We start from the raw sequence: 16,423 nt of genomic DNA, 5'->3' as shown, positions 1-16,423 counted from the left end.
CTTTAGTTTAGTATTTTTAATTATTTTACAGTATTTCTATTCATTAATTTATTAAGTTCCATCAATATTGATGAAAGTAATGCTAAACCTAAACAAATTCCTAATTCATATAAACCAAATACTGTTGGAATAGAGAATATTCCTCTCAAAACTGGCATTAATGTTAAAGAGTAAAGTCCAAAACATATTAAAACTGCTCCTATAACATATTTATTACTAAAAAAGCCTAGTTTTACTATTGTCTGATTATTAGAACGTGCAGGCAATGTTTGCATTATTCTCGCTAATATTAAAGTTGAAAATGCCATCGCTACACCAAGTTCTGGTGATACTTGTAGCCCTATATATTGTGCAATTATTGTAACTATACCAATTATACAACCTCTTATAGCCACTGCTTTTAATGTTCCTCCTGCCAATATACTTTCATCTGGATGTCTAGGAGGTTTATTCATTATATTTTTTTCTGATTTTTCAAACCCTAATGCTATTGCTGGTAAGGAGTCATTTACTAGGTTTATAAATAAAAGTTGTAAAGCTGTAAATGGATTTGACCATCCTGCAAATACTGCAAATAAGATAGCCACTATGGCACCCAAGTTTCCTGCAAATAAATAAGTTATTGCTTTTATTATATTGCTATATACTGTTCTACCAACTTCAACAGCATTTACTATACTTGCAAAGTTATCATCAACTAATACCATAGCAGAAGCATCTTTTGCTACATCAGTACCACTTCCCATACCTATACCTATATCTGCTTGTTTTAAAGCTGGTGCATCATTGACACCATCACCAGTCATAGCAGTTATGTTATTCTTATGTTGCCATGCTTTTACTATACGAATTTTGTTTTCTGGGGAAACTCTGGCATATACACTTATATCTTCTAATTTTTTATTTAATTCTTCTTCACTTAATGCATCTAACTCTTTCCCTGTAAGTGCTAAATCTCCATCTTCCATTATACCTATTTCTTTTGCAATTGCTGCTGCTGTTGTTTTGTGGTCTCCAGTTATCATAACGGTTTTTATACCAGCACTCTTCGCTTCTTTTACTGCATCCATTACTTCTTCTCTTGGTGGGTCTATCATTGCCATTATACCAACCAATGTCATATCATGTTCATCATCAATTGAAGGTGTAAAACCTTCTTCTGGGACATCTTTTATTGCAAATGCTAATACTCTAAGTGCTCTATTTGAAAACTCTTCATTTCTCTTCTTGTATTCTTCTATTATCTCATCTGTTATGTCTACTTTTGAGCCATTTTTTAAAGCATATTTACATCTACTAAATACAATATCTGGAGCACCTTTTGTAAACATTATATAATCTCCATATATACTATTTACTGTAGACATAAGCTTTCTATCTGAATCAAATGGTATTTCATTTATTCTAATATATTTACTTCTTAATTTATCATAATCTAAATCGTTTTTGCTTGAATAATTTATTAATGCAACTTCTGTTGGGTCACCAACTTCTTTTCCATCACTAGTTATATGAGAATCATTACATAATGTAGAAACCATAGTCAACAATTTAGCATGGTAAGAATAATTTATATTTTCTTTATTAAGCTCATCATTGTTAGTTCCATACATATAACAGTCCACAACTGTCATTTTATTTTGTGTAAGAGTACCTGTTTTATCAGTACATATAACACTTGTTGAACCTAAAGTCTCGACAGCTGGTAATTTCCTTATTATAGCTTGTTTCTTTGCCATACTATTTGTTCCAACAGCCAGTACTATAGTAACTATTGATGATAAAGCTTCTGGTATTGCTGCTACTGCTACTGCTACAGAAAACATGAATGAATCGAGAATAATTTGTGTCATTTCTCCATTCCCAGCCATCATGTAATTTCTTGCTACCTGAATTATAAATATTAAGAGTGCAAGTACTACAATACCTACACCAAGCTTTTTACTGAAAGCTTCTATTTTTTGTTGTAATGGTGTCAACTTATTTTCGGCAGTTTCTAAAAGACCAGCTATTTTACCCATTTCAGTCTCCATACCTGTTCCAGTTACTACAAATGAACCTCTACCATAAACTACTACAGCACCACTAAATACCATGTTTTTTTGGTCACCTAAACTTACATCTTCGTTTATTTTTTCTGTATGTTTTAGAACTGGTTCTGATTCACCAGTTAACATCCCTTCTACAACCTTTAATGATTGTGCTTCTATAAGTCTTCCGTCTGCTGGTATGTAATCACCAGCTTCTAAAAATACGATATCTCCAACTACTAAATTTTTTGCTGGAATTGTCATTTTCTTATTGTCTCTTATTACCTTTGCATTTGGTGCAGATAAATTTTTCAAACTTTCTAATGAACTTTCTGCTTTTTTTGTTTGTACAACACCTAAAACAGAGTTGATAATAATAACTGCAAAAATTATTATGGACTCTACAGTTTCACCTAAAAATATTTGTACTAAAGCAGCTATCAATAGAATTATTACCAGTGGGTCTTTAAAACTTTCTAAGAAAAGCTTATACGTAGGAACCTTATCTGCTTCCTTTAATTCGTTAGTTCCATTTTTTTCTAATAGCTCTTCTGCTCTTTCTTTGCTCAAACCATTTAAGCTTGAGTCTAAATTTTTAATTATTTCTTGATAAGTACTTTTGTAAGACATTTGTTGCCCTCCTCTTTAATAAATTTATTTTATGTTTGGGGACTCTTATGTATACTTGAAATTTGAAATTTTTCAAATAAAAAATTCCTTGAATAAAAAAAGCCCCCAAAACAAACATACTTAATGCTTATTTTGAAGGTCTTGCTATCAAGGAATTCCTTGCTAATTAACCGAGTATTTCTACTGTCCTGACGATTAATTACCACTTTCGTGTAAGCTACTCCCCTTCGAGTAGTTATCTTTAATTGTATTTACATTATAACACTTTACACAATTAATAGTCTAGCTTATTTTTTATTTTAACCTAAATTTAACAAATTATGGCTTAATCTATATGCAAATATTCTTCTAGAGTTAAATTGTTCATTGCAAAGTTTTTACTGTGTTCAGTTCCAACATATCTATAGTGCCATGATTCATACATGTATCCTGTTATATTTTCTTTTCCCTCTGGATATCTAAGTATAAATCCATACTTATATGCATTTTCATACAGCCACTTAGCTTCTTTTGTATTATTAAATTTTTTATTTGCCCAACAAGATTGGTCGTCTCCTCCAATATCAAATGCAAGTCCAGTTTGATGTTCACTTTCTCCTGGCTTAGCTGAAAATCTGTTTGCTTCCTTCTCACCATTTTTTTCTGCATATGAGTTAAATAATTTTTCTTGATATTTGTAACTTCTATATGTACTAAAGGCTTTTAGATTTAATCCTGCTTTTTGAGCCTCTTTATTCATTTTATAAAAAGCATCTTTTGCTTCATTACTTTCTTGTGGAGAATAGTCTTCAGGCAAGCTATACTTTTTGTTTGCTACTACAATATTATTTATTGATAAAACGTTCACACCTTTTCTATACTTACTTATTTCATATGCCATGATTTTATTTTCTCCACTAGAGATATTAATAAACATTTTTGCGAAAACTAGAAAAAATGCAAAAGCTATAATCAAACCTCTTTTCTTTTTCATATACTACACCCCCATAATTTAGATTTAATACCTAAAAAATTTAAAGACATTTTACTTCATAGTATAATCATATCATTAATTTATTGCAAATTCTTTAAACAATTCTTAAGAAACTCTTAAATTCTTCTTTGTATTACTAAAACTAACAATATTTTTTTCAAATTTTTTATATCACAGGTCCAGATATTGATTTTTTTTCCAAATGATGTATAATGTATTTATGGAAACTTTAAAGTACTATTTAGTACTTATCGTTTTTATATGAAAGGAGATAGCCAATTGACTGACAAGCAAAAACTTATTATAACTATTGCTCAAAGAATCTTTGACCAAAAAGGTTTTCAAAATACTTCAATACTAGATATTGTAAAAGAATGTAAAATGTCTAAAGCTACTTTTTATAAACATTTTGAAACTAAAGAAAGTTTTATCTGTGAAATAATTAATTATTATGATGAAAAATTTTTAGAAATTATACATTCTATTAATGAAAATAAAGATATCCATCCATCTGAAAAATTAAAAAGAAAAATAATAGCTGTATGGGGAAATATTTTTTCTAGAACTACTATAAATACTTATGTGAGGGAAAATTTCTCTGAAGTGCAACGTAAAACGACAAGTAAGTTACAAAAAAAATCTCGTGCTAATTTATTAAATGAATATAAGTTGAGTTTATTTGATAATTATGGCAACAAAATAGAAAACATTCTATTTGATTTAGTTTTCTTACTAGATGCTCTAATTCACCAGTTTACATATATTATTCATATACAAAAAAGAGAAATAAATGTATACTTTATTGCTGAATTTACTATCCAAATACTCGATTTAGTTGTAGAAAATGCTGATAACCTAAATCCTTTAATTGAAAAATCAATGTTTTTATATGAACAAGAAGATGAAGCTTACTCTTCTCTTTATAGTAAATCATTATTTTTTAAAACAATACAGGATATAGAAGAGCTAATCAAAACAAACACTTCTCTTATTGAAAACCCTAAGTTACTAGAAGCATCAAAAAAATTATATGAAGAAGGAAAAAATCAACTATACGATTCTTTAATTATGGATGCAATGATTACATATCTAGAAAAAGAAGACATTTTGAGACCAAAAGTACTTTTATTGAATAGTATTAAAAATCAGTTAAAAAAGGAGACGTTATAAACTATGGAAATACAAAGTAATAGCAAAAACAATAAAAAAGGAAATTTGATAATAGCAATCGTAATGACTGGTGCTTTTATAAGCTCTCTTAGTCAAACATTACTGGCAACTGCACTTCCCAATATAATGTCAGATTTTAAAATTACTGCTGATGTTGGTCAGTGGTTAACTACAATTTATCTACTTATTGCAGGTATCATTATTCCTACAACAGCTTACTTGATAAATAGATTTAGTACTCGAAAATTATTTATTACATCAATGACTATCTTTTCTTTAGGATGCATTATTGCGCTTTTCTCTCGTGATTTTTCAACTATGTTGATTGCTCGTGTATTACAAGCAGTAGGTTCTGGCTCTTTAATGCCACTTTTACAAGTTATTATATTATATTTATGCCCTATAGAAAAACGTGGTACAGCTATGAGTCTAGTCGGTATTACAGTAGGATTTGCTCCAGCAATAGGACCAACTTTATCTGGATGGTTAGTAGATTCATTTGGTTGGCATAGTTTATTTTTACTACTTTCACCTATAGCTATACTAGATGTTATACTTTCATTTATATTATTAAAGAATGTTGGAGAAGCCCAAAAACTAAAACTGGATATACCTTCAATAATACTATCTTCTTTAGGCTTTGGTGGTTTATTGATTGGGTTTACTAATCAAGGTAATTATGGGTGGACTAATAGTGCCACATATTTACCAATAATATTAGGAATTGTATCATTAATTTTATTTACATGGCGTCAATTAAAATCTAAAGAACCATTCTTAGAATTAAGAGTTTTTAAAAATAAACCATTTCTTATTTCTACATTATTAATTATGATTGTATATGCTTCAATGATGTCTGCTACATTAATGATACCTCTATATATTCAATCTGTAAGGGGATTCTCTGCACTTGCTTCAGGTTCTTTAATGATGCCTGGTGCTATACTAATGGTTGCATTAAATCCAGTCGCAGGACGTCATCTAGATAAATATGGTCCTCACGCTCTATCAATATTAGGCACTGGATGTTTATTTTTAGGAACTTTATCTTTTGCGTTTTTAGGCAAGGATACATCTTTAATTCATGTATCATTAATGTATTGTATTCGTATGATTGGTATTTCAATGGTTCTAATGCCATTAACTACATGGGGAATTAAAACACTAGATAGAGAACTTATATCTCATGCTACAGCAATTAATAGTACACTTCGTCAAATATCTGGTGCTATAGGCTCTGCTATACTTATTACTATAATGACAACTGCTACTAAAAAAGCTCACATGAGTTCAGCTATCCTGTCTAATATCCATGGAATAGATGTAGCATTTTCAATAGCAGCCACACTTGCATTTATTGGATTAGTTATATCAATATGTTTTATAAAAGAACGACAAACTATTAGAAGTTAATATAAAAAAAGGAGGTGTCTCAAAATGAACTTTTTAGTTTATGAGGCACTCTTTTTTTGTATGAAATCAAATATATTTTCATCATTTCAACAATGAAAAAAAGGCTTATCTCTATTTTGAGACAGCCCCTTTTTTTCAGTTTGAAAAATATTGTAATCTTATAATACAGCTATTACTTCTATTTCAACTTTAACGTCTTTTGGTAATCTAGCAACTTCTACACAAGCTCTTGCTGGTTTATTTTCTCCAAAATACTCAGCATAAACTTCGTTTATAGCACCAAATTCATTCATATCTTTTATAAATACTGTAGTTTTAACTACATTTGAAAAATCAGCTCCACTTTCAGCTAATATTGCTTTAAGATTTTTTAGAGATTGAGCAGTTTGAGCTTGTACATCTCCTTCAACTACTTCCATAGTTTCTGGTACAAGTGGAACTTGTCCAGATACAAATAATAAGTTTCCAGCTTTTATAGCTTGAGAATATGGTCCTAAAGCTGCTGGTGCATCATTAGTATGCAATACTTCATGTTTCATATTAAAATCCTCCTAATTGGTTAATCTACTATACATAAAATGTATCTTCATACACTATTATACTATTTTTCTTGTATATTATATACACTTTTTATTATAATTCTATAATTTTAAAACCTTTTTCTTCTATTGCTTTCTTTATTTTCGCTATATGGTCATAATCTATTGTTTCTAATATAAATTCCGCACTTTGTTTTCCTAGAGCTTCACCTGCTGATAATTTACCTTGATTAGCACTTAAAATATTTCCACCATTCTCACTTATTATTCTAGTTAATTCAGCAAAGTTTCCTGGCTTATCTTCCATAATTGTGCTAAATGAATATCTTCTTCCTTCTTTAGCTAGAGCAACACCTATTATTCTATATAATGTATTTATATCTATATTACCACCAGATATTATACACACTACATTTTCGTCTTTTGCTGGTACATATTTACCACTTAATATTGCAGCTGTACACACAGCCCCTGCACCTTCTGAAACTATCTTTTGACTTTCCATCATAAATAATATTGATTCAGCTATTTCTGTTTCTTCAACTACTACTATTTCATCAACTAATTCATTTATTATTTCAAAAGTTAAGTCTCCAGGAGTTTTAACAGCTATACCATCAGCTATTGTACTATCATTAAATGCTGTTGTTACTTTGCCGTTTTTAATTGACTCTTTCATTGAAGGTATATTTGCAGTTTGAACACCAACTATTTTTACATTAGGATTTAATGCCTTTGCTGCAACAGCAACACCAGATATTATTCCTCCACCACCAACTGGGCATAGTATAGTATCAACCTTATTATTTAATTGTTCGAAAATTTCAAGAGATATAGTTCCTTGCCCTGCTATAACATATTTATCATTGAATGGATGTAAGAAAGTTGCTCCTGTTTCTTTTTGTATTTCAACAGCTTTTGAATATGCATCATCATAAACTGCGCCATTTAAAACTACTTCTGCTCCATAACCTTTAGTTGCACTAACTTTTGCTAATGGTGCAGTTGCTGGCATTACTATTGTAGATTTTATACCAGTCATTTTTGCGCCTAATGCTACACCTTGTGCATGATTCCCTGCACTTGAAGCTATTACTCCACTTGCTTTTTCTTCGTCTGTTAAACTTGCTATTTTATTACAAGCTCCTCTTAATTTAAAAGACCCTGTTTTTTGAAGGTTTTCACATTTATAAAAAACCTTTGCGCCTGTTTTTTCGCTAAGTTTAACGCTTTCAAGTAAATCAGTTTTTTTAACTATGTCTTTAATGGTCTCTCTAGCTTCTTTCACATCTGTTAAGGTAACATTTATCATTTTATTCCACTCCCGTAAATCCAATTTTTATTTATTACTTTCTATATAATTCTATATCTTTTTTTTTTAAAAATCAACATGTAAACGATTTTTATAATTTTTTAATTAATCACAAAAAAACTAAAAATACAACAATTGAATACAATAAACACATATATTCAATTGAGTTACATTACACTAAATGATAATATTAAAATAATTTTTACTTTTTTATCAAAATAACAGTTTATTCTTTATTATTTTTACTAAAATTTATATTTATATTATTTTGTTTAATTAAAAATTGTTTTTTTTAATTTTCTTTAATAACATTAATATTACCAATCTAACCTAAAATATTTTTATAAACAACTTTAAACAAAAAGAAAGTTTTATTTTATACATTTTCATAATAATAAAACTATACCTTTTACAACAAATAAAATAAAAAAAATAAAATGCAAGTTAAATTAGAGTTTTATTTTATATAGTAATCATTTTTTATTAAAAGGTATTTTATCTTTTAACATACATTTTATAAAGCTAAATAGAGTTATTATTTTAATTTTATACTTTACTTTTTCTATAAACCTATTATAATTAAAGTATAATCATTTTAGGAACTTGTTTATTTTATTATAAAAATGTGAAACTTATTACATAAGGAGGAATTAAACATGAAAAATAATACTTATAAAGAAATCAAAAACATATATGGAAAAATAAGTCCTTTTGAATTTAAGGACAAATTAATAGATATTGCGAAACATACTGCAAATGAAAATCATAGAGAATTGCTTGATGCAGGTCGTGGAAATCCAAATTGGACTTGTTCAACTGCTAGAGAAGCTTTTTTCACTTTTGGTCATTTTGCGATTACTGAAACCCGTTCTAATTGGGATTTAGGTCATTTAGCTGGTATGCCTCAAAAAAAGGGCATTAAGGAAAGATTCTTTAAATATATAAATGAAAATATAGATATGCCTGGAGCGTACTTAGCTAGAGATATTATAAATTTTGGTATAAATGAACTTGGATTTGATGGTGATGAATTTGTTCATGAACTAGCTGATGGGATTATTGGTGATAATTATCCACTTCCAGATAGAATGTTACCTCATATGGAAAAAATAGTGCATGATTATCTAGTTCAAGAAATGAAATATGATATATCAGGTAAATATGGCGATGTAGAAATATTCGCTGTTGAAGGTGCTACAGCTGCTATGTGTTATATATTTGATTCATTAATGGCAAATGAACTTCTAAAAAAGGGCGATACAATAGCTTTAATGACTCCTATATTTACACCTTACCTTGAGATACCTAATCTTCCTCGATATGATTTTAAAGTTGTAAACATAAACGCCAATGCGGTTGATGAAAAAGGTGCTCATACATGGCAGTATACTAAGAAAGAATTAGAAAAGCTTCGTGACAATTCTATTAAAGCTTTATTTGTTGTTAATCCTAACAACCCTGCATCTATAGCTATGGATGAGACATCTTGTAATAATCTAATAGATGTAATTGAAAATTATAATAAGGATTTAATGATAATATCAGATGATGTATATGGGACTTTTGTAGAAGATTTTTCATCATTAATGTCAAAACTTCCTTATAACACGGTTGGAGTTTATTCTTATTCAAAATATTTTGGAGTTACAGGATGGAGACTTGGTACATTCGCTCTTCATAAAAAGAATGTTTTTGATAAAAAAATAAATGATTTAACTGGAGAATTAAAGAAATCAGTAGATAAGCGTTACAGTGATATGAGTCTTAACCCTTCTAGCCTTTCATTTATGGAAAGAGTTGTTGCTGATAGTAGACTTGTTGCTCTCAATCATACTGCTGGTCTTTCAACTCCACAACAAGTTCAAATGTCATTTTTCTCTGCATTTGCATTAATTGATAAAGTTGATGCCTACAAAAAACTTAATATGAGTATATGTCATAGACGTCAAAAACTATTGTTTGAAGCTTTAGAGCTTCCAGTTAATAAAAATAAAAATAATGCTGCATATTATACTCAGTTTGATATTGAAGAATGGGCTAAAATAAACTATGGAGAAGATTTATTCAGATTTATAAGTAAGAATGCATCTCCAGTAGATATACTTTATAGATTGGCTAATGATTATTCAGTAGTCTTACTTAGTGGAAATGGATTCTACGGACCTGAATGGTCAATTAGAATATCTCTAGCAAATCTATATGATGAAGCCTACACTAAAATAGGGAAAGCCATAAGAGAGATATTGAATAGTTATATTGCTGAATGGGAAAAAACAAAGAAATAATTCTAGTACACTGAAATATCTAAATTATGCGAATAAAAGAATTTATATAGACCTAAATAAATTTTTTTGATATAATCCTATCGGAATTATAAATTTTATTTGTGAAAGGCAGAGAATATTATGAGTATTAAGAAAAAAGTTGCCATAGTCTTTACTGGTGGAACTATATCTATGACAGTAGATGATAAAGTAGGTGCTGCTATACCAACTTTATCTGGGGAACAAATATTATCCATGGTCACTAACATTGATAAAGTTGCAGATGTTGAAGTTTTTAATTTTGATGAAATTCCAGGACCTCATATAACACCTTATAGAATGATGGAATTAAAAAATTATGTAAATGATTTATTAGCAAGAAAAGATATCACAGGAGTTGTAATAACACATGGTACTGATAGTTTAGAGGAAACTGCTTATTTTCTAGACCTTACAATTGACAACATTAAGCCTGTAATAGTTACAGGTGCTATGAGAAGTAGCTCTGAACTTGGTTATGATGGTTCAAGCAACTTATCTGCATCAGTTTGTACTGCTGTATCTAAAGATGCTATGGGTAAAGGAGTTCTTGTAGTTTTAAATAATGAAGTACTATTGGCTTCTGAAGCTACTAAAACAAATACACTTTCTTTAAATACTTTTAAATCTTTAACTAGTGGTCCATTGGGAATAATCGACTGTAACGAACTTGTCCTTACAAGAGATATTGTAAATAGAACAATTATAGATACTGATAAGGTAGAATCTAAAGTTGCACTATTTAAAGCATATGTTGGAGAAAATGCAGATTTTATAAGATTTGCTGTTGATAGTGGATATAAAGGTATAGTTATTGAGGCTATGGGTAGAGGTAATATTCCTCCTCAGATGCTTTCTGGTGTTGAATATGCTAGAGAAAAAGGGCTTCCTGTTGTTATAGTTTCTAGATGCCATTCAGGTAGAGTATTTGATAGTTATGGTTACTTTGGTTCTGGTAGAGATTTAAAAAATATAGGATGTATATTTGGTGGAGACCTTCCAGGGCAAAAAGCTAGAATAAAACTTATTTTAGCTCTTGGAAAGACTAATAATATTGATGAAATCAAAGACTTCTTTGAAAAAGGAATCTATTGTTAATTATATTATTGCGTTTAGAATTTAAAATAAATTATATCATAGAGTTTAAAATAAAATTTCCCCCTACTGCAATTTTTTAATTATATTGCAATAAGGGGATTTTATTTTATAGCTTTATTTTTTTATTTATTTCACAATTTTTTTATTTATTTCACAACTATATTAACTAATTTCTTAGGAACTGCAACAACTTTAACTATAGTTTTATCTTCAACTAGAGCTTTAATTTTTTCATCTTCTAAAGCCACTTTTTCCATATCTTCTTTAGATATATTTGAGCTAACAGTTAACTTTCCTCTGACCTTTCCATTAACTTGTACAACAACTTCTATTTCATCTTTTACTAGTGCTGTTTCATCATATTTAGGCCAATCTATATCAAAGACACTTCCTTCTTGACCTATCATAGTCCATAATTCTTCACCTAAATGAGGTGCAAATGGTGAAATTATAGTTACTATTGTTTGTACACCTTCTTTTATAACTGCTTCATTTATATTATCTAGCTCCTTATATTTGTACATATCATTTATTAATTCCATAAGAGCTGATATAGCAGTGTTAAATCCAAATTTCTCACTTAAATCTACAGTAACTTTTTTAAGTGTAGAATGTATAGTATATCTCATATCTTTATCTTGAGAACTTAACTCGCCAAACTCAACATCTTTTTTGAAGACATATGCTAACTCATCAACTAATCTATATACTCTATTTAAGAATCTAAAGCATCCATCCACACCTTGTTCTGACCAGTCTAAATCTCTTTCTGGTGGTGCTGCAAATAATACGAAAAGTCTTGCAGTATCTGCTCCATATTCATCAATTATATCCATAGGAGATACTGTATTGCCTTTAGACTTACTCATCTTAGAACCGTCCATAAGAACCATACCTTGAGTAAGTAAGTTTTTAAATGGTTCATCAAAGTCTACCATGCCCATACTCTTAAATGCTTTTACAAACCATCTAGCATAAAGTAAATGCATTATAGCATGTTCTACTCCACCTATATATTGGTCTACCGGATGCCATCTGTTAACTAAGTCTTTACTAAATGGTTCATCTTCATTTTTATTGTCTACATATCTTAAGAAATACCAAGAAGAATCAACAAATGTATCCATAGTGTCAACTTCTCTTCTAGCTGGTTTTCCACAGTGAGGACAAGTTGCTGACATAAACTGTTTTGAAGTAGTAAGTGGAGACTCTCCTTTTCCAGTAAATTCAACATCTGTTGGTAAAAGAACTGGTAAATCTTCTTTCTTAACTGGAACTATTCCACACTCATCACAATAAACTACAGGTATAGGACAACCCCAATATCTTTGTCTTGAAACTAACCAGTCTCTTAATCTATAATTAATTGTTCTCTTTCCTCTACCTTCTTTTTCTAATTTATTTATTATTCCTTCAAATCCTTCTGAAGCATCTAATCCATCAAATTCTTCTGAATTTATCATTTTATTATCTTCTGTTATTACATCTATTATATCTAGATTATATTTTTCAGCAAAATCTCTATCTCTTTCATCATGTGCAGGAACTGCCATTATAGCACCTGTTCCATATTCAACTAATACATAGTTTGCTATCCATAGAGGAACTTTTTTTCCATTTAAAGGATTTATAACATATCTGCCTATAAACATACCTTCTTTTTCTACATCAGCTGCTGTTCTCTCTATTTCTGTCATAGTATGCATTTTTTGAACAAAAGCTTCAACATCTGCTTCATACTCAGTACCAGCAACCAATTCTTTAACTAGTTCATGTTCTGGAGCAAGTACCATATAAGTAACTCCATAAGTTGTATCTGGTCTAGTTGTAAATACTGTCATAGATTTGTCAGTTCCATCTATATCAAATACTAAATCTGCTCCTGTACTTTTTCCTATCCAGTTTCTTTGCATTATTTTAACTTTTTCTGGCCATCCATCTAATGTATCTAAATCATTAAGTAATTCTTCTGCAAATTCAGTAGTTTTAAAATACCATTGTTCTAAGTCTTTCTTTAATACTGTTGATTTACATCTTTCACATGCTCCTTGAACAACTTGTTCATTTGCAAGAACAGTCTCACAAGAAGGACACCAGTTAACATAAGATTTTTTCTTATATGCAAGACCATGTTCTAAAAATTTCAAAAATATTTCTTGAGTAAATCTATAGTATTCTGGAGTTGAAGTTGCTACTTCTTTATCCCAATCATAGCTAAGCCCTAATAAATTTAATTGTTCTTTCATTTCTTCTATATTTTCCATTGTCCATTTATGTGGATGTATTCCATGTTTTATAGCTGCATTTTCAGCTGGCAAACCAAAAGAATCCCATCCCATTGGATGAAGTACATTATAACCTTCCATTTTTTTGAATCTTGCGACAACATCACCTATAGAATAGTTTCTAACATGTCCCATGTGTATCTTTCCAGACGGATAAGGGAACATTTCTAATGTGTAATAATTAGGTTTTTCAGTTTGTGCTGTATCCATTTTGTATTGGTTATTATCTTTCCAAATTTTTTGCCATTTCGATTCTACTTGTTTAAAATTATATACGCTCATATTTTGCCTCCTATTTTTAGTTGCGTTCAACTACTTTGTTTAATATTATTTACTTATAATTTCCAAATAATTCTTTGAAAATAAAAAATCCTCGTCACTAAACTTACGTTTAGGGACGAGGATAAATCTTCGCGGTACCACCCTAATTAGCCTACTTTTATAGACTCTCTTAGATAGCTTTTAATCCAGCCATGGAGAATAGGTTTTAATCTAGTAAGTTCAAAGTTATATAATATTAGTTCTCACCTTACACTAACTCTCTGAAAAAATATAATCTTTTACTGCTCTAGTCTATTCAATTCAATACAATTTTTCAAATTTTCTAACTATAATAACATATATTATCATGTTTATGCTAATGTGTCAATATCTATATAAGGTGCATCTTTCCATAATTTTTCTAAATTATAAAATCCTCTATTTTCCTCATTAAATACATGAACCATTATATCCCCATAGTCAAGAAGTACCCAAGTTTGAGTTCCTTGTCCTTCTTTTCCTCTTGGCTCTAATCCTAGTTTTGCTAATTCATCTTCAACATTACCAGCTATAGCTTTTACTTGTCTTTGAGAAGATGCTGTAGTAATAACAAAATAATCACATAAACTAGAAACTTTTCCTATATTTATTATAACTGTATCTTGACCCAGCTTATCTTCTATGGCATCATATGCTATTTTTGTCATTTGTTCCACTGTCATATAAAATTTCCTCACTTTCCTAATTTAAATACACTTAGTTATTCTAACATATTAATACGATTTTGTAACATAGTCAACTTTAATTTTATTAATATGTTTGCCTTTATATAAGATTTTTATAATAACTTTTCTTTAATTAGGTAGTTTCTTGCCATAACAGTTCTTGGATGTATTTCTTCTTTTTTATTAATGACAAACATTAAAGTATTATTAAATGAAGTTAAAAGTGCTTCGTCAAGCTTACCTTCATAGGCTAATTCTCTCAATGTATCTACAACTGGAAATTTTCTTCCTTCTTCAATTAAATCTGCTATGTAAATTATTTTTTCTAAAAGAGACATATCTTCTCTTCCTGTTGTATGGTATTTAATTGCATTTATAATATCTTCATCTTCTATACCAAACTCATATTCACATATGTATGACCCTATCACACTATGAGATAGAGAGCGGTTTCCATCTTCTATTGGGTCTAAGTATATTTCATACTTATTAACATAATCCTCTACTTCTTTATCACTTAAGTATTTCGCACAATCATGAATCATCCCCGCTATATAAGCTTTTTCTTTGTCACATCCATAAATTTCACACAATTTTACAGCACATTCTGCAACATTTTTTGAGTGACTAAGCCTCCCTACTGGTAGCATTTGATTTAATCTTTGGTTAATATTCTCTAAGTTCATTTAATCATCTCCATATTGATATAGTTTATTTTCATACAAATAATTTTCTACATTTTCGGGTACTAAGTAACGTATAGACTTGCCTTCATTTAGCTGTTCCCTTATATATGTGGATGATATATCCAATGATGGAACATAAACTGTTATAATGTCAGCATTATATTTTTTAGTCAGTTTCTCTATAGTTTCTTGTGACCTTAATAAGCTAATACCTGGTCTAGTCGCAGCTATAAAAGTAGCTAACTCAAAGTTTTGCTTTACATCTTTCCACTCTTCAACACTACAAATAGCATCTGCCCCTGTTATAAAGTAAATATCAGCATTTTTGTATTTTTTCTTTAAATATTTTAATGTATCGATTGTATAAGTCCTTTTATTTCTTTCGATTTCTATTTTTGAAACTAAAAAATCTTCATTGCTTTCAGTTGCTAGAAGTGTCATATTGTATCTATCATACTTATTTGTAGTGATACCTAATTTATGTGGTGGATTTCCTGATGGTATAAAGATAATTTTGTCAATTTCATACTTATCTCTAATAAACTCTGCTGTTGCTAAATGAGCATAGTGTATAGGGTCAAAAGTACCTCCTAATATACCTATTTTGATTTTGCCTTTATGGCGATTAAATTTCTCTAGTTTTTCAGTATTTTTCAATTCTGCCTTCTGAACTAGATTTTTACTTCTCATATTTTGTCTCCTTTTAATGTTATAATACTATTGTACCATTATTTTTTATTTCTTAAAGCTTATAAATTATTTTTTTTGGTATATAATCATATTTATATGGTAAAAAACACTTTAAAAAATAATTATTTAACATAGTTTCACTTAACTTTTTAATAAAAATAACTTTTTATTATTTTGTCTTAATTTAGATTAAATATAACGTATAATTATAAGTTTTTTATTAAATTTTATTAGTTACTTTTGTTAATATAATTACATATAAAAAAGGAGGTTATCTTTAGTTAATAAAAACATAGACAAATATAGTT

12 protein-coding genes are annotated in these 16,423 nt (G+C 29.2%); 4 read left to right on the top strand and 8 right to left on the bottom strand.

Features of this window, described 5'->3' with window-relative positions:
• Positions 1–20 precede the first annotated feature (20 nt).
• The gene (locus tag KGF46_RS03785) at positions 21–2,660 is read right to left on the bottom strand and encodes a cation-translocating P-type ATPase (RefSeq protein ID WP_227828167.1); all 2,640 of its coding nucleotides are present in this window, start codon (positions 2,658–2,660) and stop codon (positions 21–23) included.
• Positions 2,661–2,985: 325 nt separating this feature from the next.
• Positions 2,986–3,633, bottom strand: coding sequence for a D-alanyl-D-alanine carboxypeptidase family protein (locus KGF46_RS03780; protein WP_227828166.1), 648 nt, complete (start codon positions 3,631–3,633; stop codon positions 2,986–2,988).
• Positions 3,634–3,912: 279 nt separating this feature from the next.
• On the opposite strand from KGF46_RS03780, the gene KGF46_RS03775 reads away from it, so the two are divergent.
• Together KGF46_RS03775 and KGF46_RS03770 are read left to right on the top strand one after the other, a co-directional pair.
• Positions 3,913–4,803 carry a TetR/AcrR family transcriptional regulator gene (locus KGF46_RS03775; protein ID WP_227841078.1) on the top strand — a complete coding sequence of 297 codons (891 nt, stop codon included), beginning with the start codon at positions 3,913–3,915 and terminating at the stop codon, positions 4,801–4,803.
• Between the two features lie 3 nt (positions 4,804–4,806).
• Positions 4,807–6,216, top strand: coding sequence for an MDR family MFS transporter (locus KGF46_RS03770; RefSeq protein ID WP_227828164.1), 1,410 nt, complete (start codon positions 4,807–4,809; stop codon positions 6,214–6,216).
• 158 nt (positions 6,217–6,374) lie between these two features.
• Here KGF46_RS03770 and KGF46_RS03765 read toward each other — a convergent pair whose 3' ends face one another.
• The gene (locus KGF46_RS03765; RefSeq protein ID WP_227432527.1) at positions 6,375–6,755 is read right to left on the bottom strand and encodes a RidA family protein; all 381 of its coding nucleotides are present in this window, start codon (positions 6,753–6,755) and stop codon (positions 6,375–6,377) included.
• 94 nt (positions 6,756–6,849) lie between these two features.
• On the bottom strand, positions 6,850–8,067 hold the full coding sequence (gene ilvA / locus KGF46_RS03760) for a threonine ammonia-lyase (RefSeq protein ID WP_227828163.1): 1,218 nt from the start codon (positions 8,065–8,067) through the stop codon (positions 6,850–6,852).
• Between the two features lie 656 nt (positions 8,068–8,723).
• On the opposite strand from ilvA, the gene aspD reads away from it, so the two are divergent.
• Both aspD and KGF46_RS03750 read left to right on the top strand, forming a co-directional pair.
• Positions 8,724–10,352, top strand: a complete 1,629-nt coding sequence (gene aspD, locus KGF46_RS03755) for an aspartate 4-decarboxylase (RefSeq protein WP_227828162.1) — start codon at positions 8,724–8,726, stop codon at positions 10,350–10,352.
• 120 nt (positions 10,353–10,472) lie between these two features.
• A complete protein-coding gene (locus KGF46_RS03750) occupies positions 10,473–11,468 on the top strand; it encodes an asparaginase (protein WP_227828161.1) in 996 nt (331 codons plus the stop codon).
• Between the two features lie 146 nt (positions 11,469–11,614).
• Here the strand turns inward: KGF46_RS03750 and leuS are convergent, their stop codons facing one another.
• The 4 genes from leuS to nadD form a co-directional block, all read right to left on the bottom strand.
• Positions 11,615–14,035, bottom strand: a complete 2,421-nt coding sequence (leuS, locus tag KGF46_RS03745; RefSeq protein ID WP_227842120.1) for a leucine--tRNA ligase — start codon at positions 14,033–14,035, stop codon at positions 11,615–11,617.
• 350 nt (positions 14,036–14,385) lie between these two features.
• On the bottom strand, positions 14,386–14,736 hold the full coding sequence (gene rsfS / locus KGF46_RS03740) for a ribosome silencing factor (protein WP_227828159.1): 351 nt from the start codon (positions 14,734–14,736) through the stop codon (positions 14,386–14,388).
• Positions 14,737–14,852: 116 nt separating this feature from the next.
• Positions 14,853–15,425: a bis(5'-nucleosyl)-tetraphosphatase (symmetrical) YqeK gene (yqeK, locus tag KGF46_RS03735; protein ID WP_227432521.1), complete on the bottom strand. Its 573-nt coding sequence runs from the start codon at positions 15,423–15,425 to the stop codon at positions 14,853–14,855.
• Positions 15,426–16,115 carry a nicotinate-nucleotide adenylyltransferase gene (gene nadD, locus KGF46_RS03730; RefSeq protein ID WP_227828158.1) on the bottom strand — a complete coding sequence of 230 codons (690 nt, stop codon included), beginning with the start codon at positions 16,113–16,115 and terminating at the stop codon, positions 15,426–15,428.
• Positions 16,116–16,423 lie beyond the last annotated feature (308 nt).

The sequence above is a fragment of the Clostridioides sp. ZZV14-6153 genome (assembly GCF_020657855.1).
In the GTDB taxonomy this organism is placed as follows: Bacteria; Bacillota; Clostridia; order Peptostreptococcales; family Peptostreptococcaceae; genus Clostridioides.
Note: the sequence above shows the minus strand (reverse complement) of the source record. Positions and strands in the feature narration are given on the sequence as shown.

Bases quoted from the DNA above. Each gene is read 5' to 3' on its own strand.
- KGF46_RS03785 (WP_227828167.1), bottom strand. From the start codon at position 2,660: ATGTCTTACAAAAGTACTTATCAAGAAATAATTAAAAATTTAGACTCA.
- KGF46_RS03780 (WP_227828166.1), bottom strand. From the start codon at position 3,633: ATGAAAAAGAAAAGAGGTTTGATTATAGCTTTTGCATTTTTTCTAGTT.
- KGF46_RS03770 (WP_227828164.1), top strand. From the start codon at position 4,807: ATGGAAATACAAAGTAATAGCAAAAACAATAAAAAAGGAAATTTGATA.
- KGF46_RS03765 (WP_227432527.1), bottom strand. From the start codon at position 6,755: ATGAAACATGAAGTATTGCATACTAATGATGCACCAGCAGCTTTAGGA.
- ilvA (WP_227828163.1), bottom strand. From the start codon at position 8,067: ATGATAAATGTTACCTTAACAGATGTGAAAGAAGCTAGAGAGACCATT.
- aspD (WP_227828162.1), top strand. From the start codon at position 8,724: ATGAAAAATAATACTTATAAAGAAATCAAAAACATATATGGAAAAATA.
- KGF46_RS03750 (WP_227828161.1), top strand. From the start codon at position 10,473: ATGAGTATTAAGAAAAAAGTTGCCATAGTCTTTACTGGTGGAACTATA.
- leuS (WP_227842120.1), bottom strand. From the start codon at position 14,035: ATGAGCGTATATAATTTTAAACAAGTAGAATCGAAATGGCAAAAAATT.
- rsfS (WP_227828159.1), bottom strand. From the start codon at position 14,736: ATGACAGTGGAACAAATGACAAAAATAGCATATGATGCCATAGAAGAT.
- yqeK (WP_227432521.1), bottom strand. From the start codon at position 15,425: ATGAACTTAGAGAATATTAACCAAAGATTAAATCAAATGCTACCAGTA.
- nadD (WP_227828158.1), bottom strand. From the start codon at position 16,115: ATGAGAAGTAAAAATCTAGTTCAGAAGGCAGAATTGAAAAATACTGAA.